Below are 12,604 nucleotides of genomic sequence, written 5' to 3'. Positions count from 1 at the left end.
TCTACGGCCTTGGTCGAACCCTGGGCGAGAGGCGGGTCGTTGCGTCGCCGGTACTGCGAGCCGGTCGATGAACGGTCGTTTTACCCTCGCCATGGCCTCCACTATGGCGCCTTGTGACGGGCCACAGCAATTGGCACTTGGGGGTAGGGGGCGTTGTAGTTCGACTACAGGGGCGCACCGCGGGGGGGCTTTCCTGTAGTGAATTTCCGTAGAGGAGCGAGGGGGCGGTGGCTCAGCCCCGTAGGGGAAGCAGCATGTTGCGGTGCGGAATTCCGGCGTCGAGGAACTCGTCACCGAAGGCCTGGAAACCCAGGTTCTCGTAGAAGGCCAGGGCGTGGGTCTGGGCGGCCAGCGCCACGCACGGGTGTCCGTGGCGCCGGGCCGCCTCGATGGCGGCCCGCATCAGGGCCGCACCGATGCCGAGCCCGCGGGCCTCGGCGAGCACGGCGACCCGGCCGATATGGGCGTCGGGCAGCAGCCGTGCGGTGCCCACCGGGCGGTCGTCGGCGATGGCCAGGAAGTGCAGGCAGTCGGGGTCGCGGCCGTCCCACTCCTCCTCGAGGGGAACGCGCTGTTCCTCGATGAAGACGACACGCCGGATCTCGCCGGCCGCCGCCCCGAGGGTGGCCCAGTCGCCTTCGCGGATCTCGATCTCCGGCATCCGGCGTTACTCCTCTGCGAAGTCGTCGGCCCAGCCGAGGCTACCGGCATCGAGGAGCGCGGCGAGCAGCTCGGCGGCACCCGGGAGCTCGAGCAGCCCGGCATCCAGCGGGGTGTCGGAGGCCAGTGCCCGGGCCAGAGTCAGATCGCAGCCGATGCCGTCGCCGTCGGCGAAGAGCGTCGCCCGGCCGTCGCCCAGGGTGCGCCAGGCGAAGCGTGAGCCGGGGCTGCGCAGCAGCTCCTCGCCGTCCTGTAGTGCCGCGACAAGCGCCTCGACGTCGGTAGCGGTTTCGGCGGGCACCAACTGGTCGACGTACTTGGGCTGGGTCATCACCCGGCCGAACCACTGGGCCATCTGGGCCGGCTCGTCGAGGGTCGCGAGGATCAGGGCGCGCATGCGCGCCACGGCGGCATCGTCGAGCTCCGCCGGATCCGCCGGGGGCGCCATGCCGGCATCGGCGTAGCGCCGCGAGGCGGGGAGCTGCTCGCCCAGGTAGTCGGCAAAAGACGTGATCGCCTCGTCGGCGGAGGGGGCGCGAAAGCCCACCGACAGGGTCATGCAGTCGTCGGACTGGCTGACGCCGTGGTGGGCCCAGGCGGGCGGCAGGTAGAGCATGTCGCCGGGTTCCAGCACCCAGTCGTCGTCGCCCTCGACCGCGAAGCGCTCGAGGATGCGCAGGTCGATGCCGGTGATGATCGGGGCATCGTCGGCGACCCGCCCGCCGAGCTGCCAGCGCCGCGTGCCGCTGCCCTGGAGCAGGAAGACGTCGTACTGGTCGACATGGGGGCCGACGCTGCCACCCGGCGGGGCGTAGCTGATCATGATGTCGTCGAGGCGCCAGCGGGGCAGGAAGTCGAAGTGCTCGAGCAGCTCGGCGACCTCCGGCACGTAGTGATCCACCGCCTGGACCAGCAGCGTCCAGTCGCGCTCGGGCAGCTTGGCGAAGGTGCGCTCGTCGAAGGGGCCATGGCGGACCTGCCAGGGGCCGTCGGCGCCGTGCTCCTCCACCAGCCGCGCCTCGACGCCCTCCTCGCAGGCGAGCCCCGCCAGTTCGTCGGGGTCCAGTGGGCATTCGAAGTCGGCGAAGGCGCCGCGGATCAGCAGCGGCTTGCGCTGCCAGAAGTCGCGCAGGAACTCGGTGGCGGTCAGGCCGCCGAGCAGTTGCAGCGGGGTATCGTTGGACATGTTCAGAGCCTTCTGGCCTGCTGTTCGGCGTTGCCGATATAGCTGGCCGGGGTCAGCGCCTTCAGCTCTTCCTTCACCGTGTCAGGAAGGTCCAGCGTGTCGATAAAGGCCGCAAAGCCGGCCTGGTCGATGCGCTTGCCGCGGGTCAGCTCCTTGAGCTTCTCGTAGGGCTTCTCGATGCCGTAGCGCCGCATCACGGTCTGGATCGGCTCGGCGAGCACCTCCCAGCTGGCGTCGAGGTCCTCGGCCAGGCGCGCCGGGTTGGCCTCGAGCTTGCCGATGCCCTTCAGCGAGGCCTGGTAGGCGATCAGGCCGTAGGCCAGGCCCACGCCGAGGTTGCGCAGCACCGTGGAGTCGGTGAGGTCGCGCTGCCAGCGCGAGATCGGCAGCTTCTGGGCCAGGTGGCCGAGGAGGGCGTTGGACAGCCCCAGGTTACCCTCGGAGTTCTCGAAGTCGATGGGATTGACCTTGTGCGGCATGGTCGAGGAGCCGATCTCGCCGGCCACGGTGCGCTGCTTGAAGTAGCCCAGCGAGATGTAGCCCCAGACGTCGCGGTCGAAGTCGATCAGGATGGTGTTGAAGCGGCACACGGCGTCGAACAGCTCGGCGATGTAGTCGTGGGGCTCGATCTGGGTGGTGTAGGGGTTGAAGGTCAGCCCCAGGCCCTCGACGAAGGTGCGGGCGTTGGCCTCCCAGTCGACCTCCGGGTAGGTGGCGAGGTGGGCGTTGTAGTTGCCCACGGCACCGTTGATCTTGCCCAGTATCTCGACGCTCTCGATCTGCTTGAGCTGGCGGCGCAGGCGATAGGCGACGTTGGCCATCTCCTTGCCCAGGGTGGTGGGGCTCGCGGTCTGGCCATGGGTGCGCGAGAGCATCGGCACGGCGGCGTGTTCACGGGCCAGCCGGGCGATCTCGTCGGCGACCCGGTGCATCACCGGCAGCAGCGCCTGGAGGCCGTCGGTGAGCATCACGCCGTGGGAGAGGTTGTTGATGTCCTCGCTGGTGCAGGCGAAATGCACGAACTCGGTGACCGCATGCAGCTCCGGCTGGCCGGCGATCTGCTCCTTGATGAAGTACTCCACCGCCTTGACGTCGTGGTTGGTGGTGCGCTCGATCTCCTTGATGCGCTCGGCATCCGCCACCGAGAAGTCGCGGATCAGCGTCTCGAGGCAGGCGGTGGCCTCGGCGGAGAGCGGTGGGACCTCGGTGACGCCGGCCAGTTCGGCGAGGCGCTGCAGCCAGCGGATCTCGACGATGACCCGGGCGCGGATCAGCCCGAACTCGCTGAAGTGCTCGCGCAGGGCCTCGGCCTTGCTGCCGTAACGGCCGTCGACGGGGGAGAGAGCGGTAAGGGCGGAGAGGGGCAGGGAGGCGCTGTGCATGGTCGGGGTTCCGGGTCGGTGTAAAGAGACGGTTGGGCTGGGGAAGATACGTTCAACCCAGTTGGTCCAGGGCTTTCCTGAGGGCGCCGCGCTGGAAGACCAGCTTCCAGCGGCGCCCCCCTTGCTGGTGCCAGAGCAGGGCGAAGCGAATGCCGGCGAGCAGGATGGCGCGGACCCGCTCGGGCATCATGCGGCTCTGCAGCAGCGAGGGATCGCCCTGGACCACGATGCGGGTCTTGAAGGTGGAGATCGTTTCCTGATAGGCCTCGCCGAGGCTGGCGATGACGTTCTCGTGGGTCGCCTCGAAGTGCTCGGCCTGGCCCTGGATGCGGGTCAGGCGGCTGCCCAGCTCGCTCATCATGGCATCGTTGACGCGCAGCTTGTTCATCAGCAGCAACAGCGAGAAGCCGTAGCGCAGCACCACCGGGTTGGCCTGCTTGCGCCCGATCACCGCCTCGAGTACCTCGAGGCCGCGGCGCAGGTTGTTGGGGTGGCCGCCGTAGATCGCCTCGAAGCTCTCGGGGTTGGTGTCGAGGGTGGCGTGGATCAGGGTCTCCCAGGCGCGCGACTCGACCTGGCCGGTGCGGGCCAGCTCGTCGACCAGGCTGGCGGCCTGGAAGACGCCGGCCAGTGCCAGGGCCTGCCTGGCCGCCGGGGTGTCGGGGGCGCGGTGGATCGGGGTCGAAGCGGTCATGCGGAAGACTCCGTGGCGTTCCAGGTGTCGCGGATCACGCCGCCACCGAGGCAGATCTCACCGTCGTAGAGCACCAGCGACTGGCCGGGGGTGACGGCGCGCTGGGGATCGTCGAAACGGACCTCGACGCCGCCGTCCTCGCGTACGGTCATGGTGCAGGGCACGTCGGTCTGGCGGTAGCGGGTCTTGGCGGTATAGCGTCCCGCGCCGGCCGGCGGCTCGCCGGCCACCCAGTCCATGGCCTCGGTGGCCAGGCTGTCGGTGTAGAGCAGCGGGTGGTGCTTGCCCTGCACGGCGACCAGCACGTTGCGGTCGAGGTCCTTGGCGGCCACGTACCAGGGCGCTTCGGGATAGTCGGCGAGACCGCCGATGCCGAGCCCCTGGCGCTGGCCGAGGGTGTAGTACATCAGCCCCATGTGCTCGCCGATCACGTCGCCATCGGGGGTCTCGATGACCCCCGGCTGGGCCGGCAGGTACTGCTTGAGGAAGTCGCGGAAGCGCCGCTCGCCGATGAAGCAGATGCCCGTCGAATCCTTCTTGGTGGCCGTCGCCAGGCCGTGGCGATCGGCGATGGCGCGGACCTCGGGCTTCTCCAGCTCGCCGACCGGGAAGAGGGTGCGGGCGATGGCGACTTCGGGCACGGCGTGCAGGAAGTAGCTCTGGTCCTTGTTGGGGTCGAGCCCCTTGAGCAGGCGTGGTCGGAGGTCGCCATCGAGTCGGCCGCGGGCCTGCCCCTGGCGAACATAGTGGCCGGTGGCGATCCGCTCGGCGCCGAGCATTTCGGCGTACTCGAGGAATACCTTGAACTTGATCTCGCGGTTGCAGAGGATGTCCGGGTTCGGCGTGCGCCCGGCCCGGTATTCGGCCAGGAAGTGCGCGAAGACGTTGTCCCAGTACTCGGCGGCGAAGTTGGCGGTGTGCAGCGTGATGCCGAGCTTCGCGCACACGGCCTCGGCATCGGCCAGGTCGGCCCTGGCGGTGCAGTACTCGGTGCCGTCGTCCTCGTCCCAGTTCTTCATGAACAGGCCTTCCACGTCGTAGCCCTGCTCGAGCAGCAGCAGGGCGGAAACGGAGGAGTCGACGCCGCCGGACATGCCGACGATCACCTTGCCTGGGGTGGCTGTCATGGACGCTCTCGGAATGGATGGATCGCAAATGGGCGGGGATTATACCTTATCTTGGATTGATGCTTCGAGCGTCGCTCGGCGATGCCCCGCCACGCCGAGGAGGAAGGCGGGGCATGAAGCGATTATTGACCGGCCGGCCAGTTAATACTATGTTGCCGGGATGACGAATCAGACGACGACCCGAGACCCGGAACAGACCCGCCTGCGCATCATGGAGGCGGGGGCCGAACTGTTCGTGGAGCATGGCTTCTCGAGCGTGACCATGAGCCAGCTGGCGAAGTCGGCGGGGGTGACCAAGAGCCTGATCCACCACCACTTCGGCAGCAAGGAGCGGCTCTGGGAAGCGGTCAAGGAGCGCGCCTTCGAGCGCTACTTCAGCACCCAGATGGCGATGCTGGAGGAGGCGGGCGAGCCCGATGCGGCGCTGCTGGGCGCCTCGGTGGAGGCCTATTTTCGTTTCCTGCAGGCCAATCCCGAGGTCGTGCGGTTGTTCGCCTGGACGCATCTGGAAGGCGACACCTCCTGCGGTGAGCTGGATGCGCAACTGGTCGGGGCCGGTGCCGAGTGGGTCCGCCAGGCGCAGCAGCGAGGGCTGCTGCGCGACGACGTCAATCCGACCCATGTGATCGCGACCTTCGTCATGACCTGCACCCAGTGGTTCGAGGCCAAGTGTCATCACCAGCACTGGCCGGGCATGGGCAGCGACGACGCCTTCCTGGAGGACTTCCTGAGGATCTTTCTCGAAGGGCTGTTGCCACGCCGGTGAGGGCGGTTTTTTTGGGATCGATAACTGACCGGCCGGCCAGTTCATAATGGGGCGGCCAGTCAAGAAGAGGAGGGGGCATCATGGGGCGGGGAGGGCATGCGATCCTGGCACTGGGCCTGGTCATCGGGCTGGTCACGCTGCTGGCGGGCTGCGATGCGGCGCCGGCCGAGACCGAGACCGAGTCCGTGGAGGAGGGGCGGGCGGCGGTGCGCGTCATGGAGGTACGCGCCAGTGCCCCCGAGGAGTGGCTCCGCTTTCCCGGCACCGTACGAGCCCGGGAACGGGCGACGCTGGCCTTCCTGCATGCGGGCGTGCTGCGTGAGCGGCTCGTCGCGCGTGGCCAGGGCGTCGCCGAGGGCGAGCCCCTGGCGGTACTGCACAACCCGGCCCTGGTGCCGGCCCTCGCTGCCGCCGAGGGGCAGGTGAAGGAGCTCGATGCCCATCTCGCCCGACTGCGCCGGGACGTGGAGCGGGCGCGTACCCTGCGTGGCCGCAACCTGGTCGCCGAGGAGGAGCTGGATCGGCTGGAGTCGGAGCTGGAAGCCAACACCCGGGCCCGGGAGCAGGCCGAGGCGCGGCGGTCCGAGGCGCAGGCCCAGGTCGAGGAGATGACGCTGCATGCCCCCTTCGCGGCCGAGGTCACCGACCTGTTGGTCGAGCCGGGCGACTTCGTGACCGCGGGTCAGGCGGTGCTGGAACTCTCGGGCGTCGATGGCCGGGAAGTCGAGATCCGTGTCCCGGCGGCACTCGGGGAACGGCTGGCCGCGGGCATGCCCGTACAGGTGACGCCCACCCTGCGCGAGGCCCGCTTCCAGGGACGCATCGCCGGCGTCGGGCGGGCCGGTGCCGCCCTGGCACCGGCCATCGTCCGCCTCGAGGAGGACGCTCGACTGGCACCGGGCGAGCCGGTACGGGTGCACCTGGCCGTGGCCGTGGCCGCGTCCGAGTCGCTGCAGGTGCCGCTGACGGCGGTACTCGACCCCGGCGGGCACGCCCCCCATGTGCTCGCCTTGACGGAGGACGATGTGGTGCGCCGCGTGCCGGTGATGCCGGGGCGGGTGACGGACGACTGGGTGACGATCTCGGCATCGCTCGCTCCACGCCAGCGGGTGGTGACGGCCGGTCAGGGTCGCCTGGAAGAGGGTGACCGGGTACGGGTGCTGCCATGAAGTGGTTGCTCGCGAGCCTGCAGTACCGTCGACTGGTACTGACCGTCACGGGGCTGCTGGCCCTGCTGGGGCTGGCGGCCTGGGTGGCCATGGACCGTCAGGAAGATCCCTTCTTTCCCTACCGTTTCGGGCAGGTCGTGGTGCCGTACCCGGGGGCCGAGCCGGAACAGGTCGAGCGGCTGGTGCTCAACCCGCTGGAGGAGGAGCTGGCCCAGGTCGAGGAGGTCAGCGAGGTCATCGGTACGGCACGGCTGGGCCTGGCCCACGTGTCGGTCGAGATGCATGAGCACGTCTATGACACCGATGCCGCCTGGGAGCGGATCCGCCTCGCCGTGAACCGTGCCGCGCGCGAGTTCCCCGATGGCGTGGGCGAGGCCGAGGTCAGCGACCGTGACTCCGACGCCCACGCCGTCGTGCTGGCGCTCACCGGGTCGCGGGACCTGCTCGAGCTGCGCGAGGCGGCCGAACGCTTGCGACGGGACCTGTTCCGGCTCAAGGGGATCGCCCGCATCGACCTGCTGGCCGACCCGGGGCAGCAGGTCGTCATCGGCTGGGACGATGCGCTGGCCGAGTTGACCGGCCTCGACGCCCGCGGGCTCGGCGAGCAGCTGGCCGCGCGCAACCTGACGTCGCCCGGGGGCAGCCTGTCCAGCGGGGGACGCTCCGTGGTGCTCGACCCGGTGACGGAGTTCGCTTCCCTCGACGAACTGGCCGCCACGCCGATTCGCACGGACCGGGGCGACGCCCTGCCGTTGGGCGAGCTGGCCGACATCCGCCTGTCGCCGCTGGAGCCGGCCGCCGAGCGGCTCTGGCATGACGGCGAGCCAGCCGTGGCGCTGGGCGTCATCCTGTCCAACGAGCGGGTCAACGCCGTTCGCTTCGGCGAGGCGCTGCGGGATCTGCTCGACGAGCGGCGTCCCGCCTATGCGCCGCTCGAGATCCACGAGATGTTCTACCAGCCGCATTGGGTCGAACGGCGCCTGGCCGAACTCGGCCTCTCGCTGTTGCTGGGCATCACCATCCTCGGCGTCCTGCTGTTCCTGGCCATGGGCCTGCGGCTGGGCCTGGCCGTGATACTGATCGTGCCGCTGGTGACCTTCTCCGCGCTGGCCCTCTATGCCATGGGGGGCGGGGTACTGCACCAGATCGCCGTGGCCGGCATGGTGATCGCGCTGGGCATGCTGGTGGACAACGCCATCGTCATGGTCGAGAACCTCCAGTGGCACCGCGACCGGGGGTTGTCGGCCGCGGAGGCCGTGACGCGCTCGGTGAGAGAGCTCGCCGCGCCGCTGCTGGCGGCGACCGGCACGACCCTCGCGGCCTTCGTGCCGTTGCTGCTGTCCAGTGGCAATACCGCCGACTTCACGCGCGCGATTCCGGTAATGGTGATGCTGACCCTGGCGGTCAGTTATCTCTATGCCGTCTTCGTCACGCCCGTCTTCGCCGCCACCCTCCTGAAGCCGCGACCCTCGGTGGGACGACCTGGCCTGTCGCAGGCGGGGGCGTGCATCGGGCGATTCGCGGTTCGCTGGCCGGCCTGGATACTGGTCGGTGCCGGGGGGCTGCTGGTCGGGGCGCTGGCGATGCTGCCGCTGCTCGATCACGACTTCTTTCCCGATACCGACCGCAACCAACTGGTCGTGGACCTGCACTTCCCCGAGGGCACCCACCTCGACACCACCGCCCACCAGGCCGGGGTGCTGGCGGCGGATCTGCGCGAGCGGCCCGCGGTGCTCGCCGTTCACCAGTTCGTCGGTTTCAGTGGCCCGCGCTTCTACTACAACCTGGTCGAACAGCCGCGGCAGCCGCACCTCGCGCGGCTGGTGGTCGAGGCCGAGAGTGCCGATGACCTGGCCGCGTTGATGACCTGGGTGCGGACCATGGCGCCACGGCGCCTGCCCGAGGCCCAGGTGGTGGCACGGCGGCTGGGGCAGGGGCCGCCCGTGGAGGCGCCTGTCGAGATCCGGGTGTTTGGCGAGGACCGGACGAGGCTCGCCGACGCCGCCCAACGCATCCTGACGGTGGTGCGTTCCGCCGAGGGAGCCCGCGACGCCCGGCACCGCCTCGGCGAGGGGCTGGCGACGCTGCGGCTGACGGTGGACGATGCGCGCGCGGCCGAGTTCGGACTGTCGCGCCGGGACGTCGCGACGGCCGCGGCGGGGGCCAGTCGCGGTATCGAGGTCAGTACCTGGCGAGCCGGGCGTGACCCTGCCCCGCTGCTGATCCGTTCGCCGGAGGGCGAGCGCTTCCCCACCGCCGGCCTCGAGGGTCTCCGCCTGGCCGCCGGCAACGGTCAGGCGGTGCCGCTCGGCGAGATCGCCACCCTGTCCCCGATCTGGCGGCCCGCGGTGATCCAGCACCGCAGCCTGCGGCGCATGACCACGGTGCTGGCCGAGGTGGCGGACGGCCACACCTATGCCGGCGTGCTGGATGTGATCCTGCCGCGCCTGGCCGAGCTCGAGCTGCCGGCTGGCGTCACCTACAGCGTCGGCGGCGCGGCCGAGTCGGCCGGCGACGCCAATACGGCGCTGTTCCGCACCCTGCCGGCCGGCGGGTTGCTGCTGGTCGTGTTCCTGCTGGCGCAGTTCAACTCCTTCCGCCAGTTGGGCATCGTGCTGGTCACCGTGCCGCTGGCCGTGATCGGCGTGATCCCCGGGCTGTGGCTGACCGGGCAGCCGTTCGGCTTCACCGCCATGCTGGGCGTCGTGGCCCTGGTCGGCATCGTGGTCAACAATGCGATCGTGCTGATCGATGTGATGAACGCCAATCGCCGTCAGGGCATGGGCCTGGCGGAGGCGGTGACGGCCGCGGTCGCCCGGCGCACGCGGCCGGTGCTGCTCACCACGGCGACCACCGTCGCCGGTCTGGTGCCCTTGACCCTCACCCAGTCGACGCTCTGGCCGCCGATGGCCTGGGCGATCATCTCGGGGCTCGTCGCCTCGACCCTGCTCACCCTGCTGGTGATCCCGGCGCTCTACCGCCTGGTCATGAAATGGTGAGCGGCAAGGGGTGAGGAAGGGGGTCAGCGTTCGTGGATCACGTCCATGGGAAAGAACTTGCCGGCGAGGGCGTCGCGGATCCGGCGCATCACCAGGGGGCTGAGCAGTCGCCCCTGGCGCTCCAGCTCCTCCAGCTCCTCCAGGGTCAGCCAGTGCACGGCGAGGATCGCCGGGTCCAGGTCGTTGCCCCGGTGGGCCAGCGCCATGCCGAAGAAGCCGTGGCTGTGGAAGGTGTGGCCATCCGGCGCCTGGTAGACGTAGATGCCCAGGTAGTCGGTGATGCCCACCTGCCAGGCGGTCTCCTCGCCGACCTCGCGCAGGGCGGCCTCCTTGATGCGCTCGCCCGGCTCGAGATGGCCGGCCGGCTGGTTGAACAGCGTGTGGGGGCCGCCGCGGTCCTCCTCGACCATCAGGAAGCGGCCGGCGCGTTCGACCACGCAGGCCACGGTGACATGGGGGTGCCAGCGGTTCATCGGCGGCCTCCTTTGTAACGGGTCGGACGTTGCCGGTGCGATGGCGACGCGGCGGGACGCGGCGCATGCAGGGTCTCGCGGCGCCACTGTCCCGGCGCCAGATCGTCGAGGCGCCAGGGGCCGATGGCCACGCGTACCAGGCGCAGGGTGGGGTGGCCGACATGGGCGGTCATGCGCCGCACCTGGCGATTGCGCCCTTCGCTGATGGTCAGCTCCAGCCAGGTGGTGACCGGGTGGCGCTTCGGATCCAGCGGCGGGTCTCGCTCGGGCAGTCCGCTCGTCGCCAGGCGCCGGACCTTCGCCGGCCGGGTGCGGCCATCCTTCAGCCGTACGCCGTCGCGCAGCGCCTGCAGGGCGGCATCACTGGGGCGGCCTTCCACCTGCACCCGATAGGTCTTGGGCTGCTTGTGGCGCGGGTCGCTGATGCGATGGATCAGCTCACCGTCGTCGGAGAGCAGCAGCAGGCCTTCGGAATCATAATCGAGGCGTCCGGCGGCATAGATGCCGGGCACCGCGATCACGTCGGCCAGCGTCGCGCGTCGCTCTCCATCGTCATCGTCGGCTTGGCGATCGGTGAACTGGGAAAGCATGCGGTAGGGCTTGTGCAGCAGGTAGAGTGCGCTCATTCGACCAAGGTCTTGCTACCATGGATTGTCGACAAATATGGCTCCAAGCCTACTCCGATCGATCGGGTGAATGCTATACTCCGCGCTCCACTGAACAGACCAGACAGGGGAGTTCTCAATGGGGTTCCAGAAAATCGTCGTCCCTGAAGGCGGCCAGAAGATCACCGTCAACGCCGACAACACCCTGAACGTGCCGAATGAGCCGGTCATCCCGTTCATCGAGGGTGACGGCATCGGCGTCGACGTGACGCCGGCCATGAAGATCGCCATCGATTCCGCCGTGCAGAAGGCCTACAACGGCGAGCGCAAGATTCACTGGATGGAGGTCTACGCCGGTGAGAAGGCCACCCAGGTCTATGACGCCGATACCTGGCTGCCGGAAGAGACCCTGGAAGCCGTCAAGGACTACGTCGTCTCCATCAAGGGCCCGCTGACCACCCCGGTGGGCGGTGGCATCCGCTCCCTGAACGTGGCCCTGCGCCAGAAGCTCGACCTCTATGTCTGCCAGCGCCCGGTTCGCTGGTTCGAGGGCGTGCCGAGCCCGGTCAAGAAGCCCGGCGACGTGGACATGGTCATCTTCCGCGAGAACTCCGAGGACATCTACGCCGGCATCGAGTGGAAGGCCGGTACCCCGGAGGCCGACAAGGTGATCAAGTTCCTGCGCGAGGAGATGGGGGTCACCAACATCCGCTTCCCCCAGGACTGCGGCATCGGCGTCAAGCCGGTCTCCGAGGAAGGCACCAAGCGCCTCGTACGCCAGGCCCTGCAGTATACCGTGGACAACGACCGCGAGTCGCTGACCCTGGTGCACAAGGGCAACATCATGAAGTTCACCGAAGGTGCCTTCAAGGACTGGGGCTACGAGATCGCCAAGGAGGAGTTCGGTGCCGAGCTGCTCGACGGCGGCCCCTGGATGACCTTCAAGAACCCCAGGACCGGCAAGGACATCGTGGTCAAGGATGTCATCGCCGACGCCATGCTGCAGCAGATCCTGCTGCGTCCGGCCGAGTACGACGTCATCGCCACCCTGAACCTCAACGGTGACTACCTCTCCGACGCCCTGGCGGCCGAGGTGGGCGGTATCGGCATCGCGCCGGGCGCCAACCTGTCCGACGCCGTGGCGATGTTCGAGGCCACCCACGGCACCGCGCCGAAGTACGCCGGTCAGGACAAGGTCAACCCGGGCTCGCTGATTCTCTCCGCCGAGATGATGCTGCGCCACATGGGCTGGGTCGAGGCCGCCGACCTGGTGCTCAAGGGCATGGAGAAGGCGATCTCCAAGGGTGAGGTCACCTATGACTTCCATCGCCTGATGGACGATGCCAAGCTACTCAAGTGCTCCGAGTTCGGCCAGGCCGTCGCCGACAACATGTAAGTCGCGGCATCGGGCTCGGGGCCCCCGTCCGCCGCATGGCGGGCGGGGGCCTTTGCGTTGAAGCCGCTCGAGTGAACCCCGTCGGCCCCGTGGCGTCCAATCACGGTTGAGACTCACCCTGGTGGCCGGCTTGTCGAGATGGATAGT

General features: G+C 69.0%; 11 protein-coding genes. 4 read left to right on the top strand and 7 right to left on the bottom strand.

The features are described 5' to 3' along the window. Nucleotides 1–232: 232 nt before the first annotated feature. The 5 genes from C1H66_RS08995 to mnmA form a co-directional block, all read right to left on the bottom strand. Nucleotides 233–661 (bottom strand): GNAT family N-acetyltransferase, encoded by a 429-nt coding sequence (locus C1H66_RS08995; RefSeq protein ID WP_102627551.1) that lies wholly within the window; start codon nt 659–661, stop codon nt 233–235. Between the two features lie 6 nt (nt 662–667). Beyond that, entirely contained in the window at nt 668–1,846 is a 1,179-nt protein-coding gene (locus C1H66_RS08990; RefSeq protein ID WP_102627550.1) for a cupin domain-containing protein, read from the bottom strand. A gap of 2 nt (nt 1,847–1,848) precedes the next feature. Then, nucleotides 1,849–3,213: an adenylosuccinate lyase gene (gene purB / locus C1H66_RS08985; protein WP_102627575.1), complete on the bottom strand. Its 1,365-nt coding sequence runs from the start codon at nt 3,211–3,213 to the stop codon at nt 1,849–1,851. A 67-nt stretch (nt 3,214–3,280) separates the two neighbouring features. Then, nucleotides 3,281–3,922, bottom strand: coding sequence for a high frequency lysogenization protein HflD (gene hflD / locus C1H66_RS08980; protein WP_102627549.1), 642 nt, complete (start codon nt 3,920–3,922; stop codon nt 3,281–3,283). Beyond that, the gene (gene mnmA, locus C1H66_RS08975) at nt 3,919–5,049 is read right to left on the bottom strand and encodes a tRNA 2-thiouridine(34) synthase MnmA (protein ID WP_102627548.1); all 1,131 of its coding nucleotides are present in this window, start codon (nt 5,047–5,049) and stop codon (nt 3,919–3,921) included. The genes hflD and mnmA overlap by 4 nt, the downstream gene beginning before the upstream one ends. A gap of 160 nt (nt 5,050–5,209) precedes the next feature. Here mnmA and C1H66_RS08970 point away from each other — a divergent pair, with 160 nt between their 5' ends. The 3 genes from C1H66_RS08970 (at nt 5,210) to C1H66_RS08960 (ending at nt 9,983) form a co-directional block, all read left to right on the top strand. Continuing rightward, nucleotides 5,210–5,815, top strand: a complete 606-nt coding sequence (locus C1H66_RS08970) for a TetR/AcrR family transcriptional regulator (protein ID WP_102627547.1) — start codon at nt 5,210–5,212, stop codon at nt 5,813–5,815. A gap of 80 nt (nt 5,816–5,895) precedes the next feature. Then, nucleotides 5,896–6,984 carry an efflux RND transporter periplasmic adaptor subunit gene (locus C1H66_RS08965; protein ID WP_102627546.1) on the top strand — a complete coding sequence of 363 codons (1,089 nt, stop codon included), beginning with the start codon at nt 5,896–5,898 and terminating at the stop codon, nt 6,982–6,984. Then, nucleotides 6,981–9,983: an efflux RND transporter permease subunit gene (locus C1H66_RS08960; protein WP_102627545.1), complete on the top strand. Its 3,003-nt coding sequence runs from the start codon at nt 6,981–6,983 to the stop codon at nt 9,981–9,983. The genes C1H66_RS08965 and C1H66_RS08960 overlap by 4 nt, the downstream gene beginning before the upstream one ends. Nucleotides 9,984–10,006: 23 nt before the next feature. Here the strand turns inward: C1H66_RS08960 and C1H66_RS08955 are convergent, their stop codons facing one another. After that, nucleotides 10,007–10,456, bottom strand: coding sequence for an NUDIX domain-containing protein (locus tag C1H66_RS08955; RefSeq protein ID WP_102627544.1), 450 nt, complete (start codon nt 10,454–10,456; stop codon nt 10,007–10,009). Beyond that, a complete protein-coding gene (locus C1H66_RS08950) occupies nt 10,453–11,082 on the bottom strand; it encodes a pseudouridine synthase (RefSeq protein ID WP_102627543.1) in 630 nt (209 codons plus the stop codon). Before C1H66_RS08950 ends, C1H66_RS08955 begins: the two co-directional genes overlap by 4 nt. Nucleotides 11,083–11,200: 118 nt before the next feature. On the opposite strand from C1H66_RS08950, the gene icd reads away from it, so the two are divergent. Then, a complete protein-coding gene (gene icd, locus C1H66_RS08945; RefSeq protein WP_102627542.1) occupies nt 11,201–12,457 on the top strand; it encodes an NADP-dependent isocitrate dehydrogenase in 1,257 nt (418 codons plus the stop codon). Nucleotides 12,458–12,604 lie beyond the last annotated feature (147 nt).

It is taken from the genome of Halomonas heilongjiangensis (genome assembly GCF_002879645.1).
In the GTDB taxonomy this organism is placed as follows: domain Bacteria; phylum Pseudomonadota; class Gammaproteobacteria; order Pseudomonadales; family Halomonadaceae; genus Halomonas; species Halomonas heilongjiangensis.
Note: the sequence above shows the minus strand (reverse complement) of the source record. Positions and strands in the feature narration are given on the sequence as shown.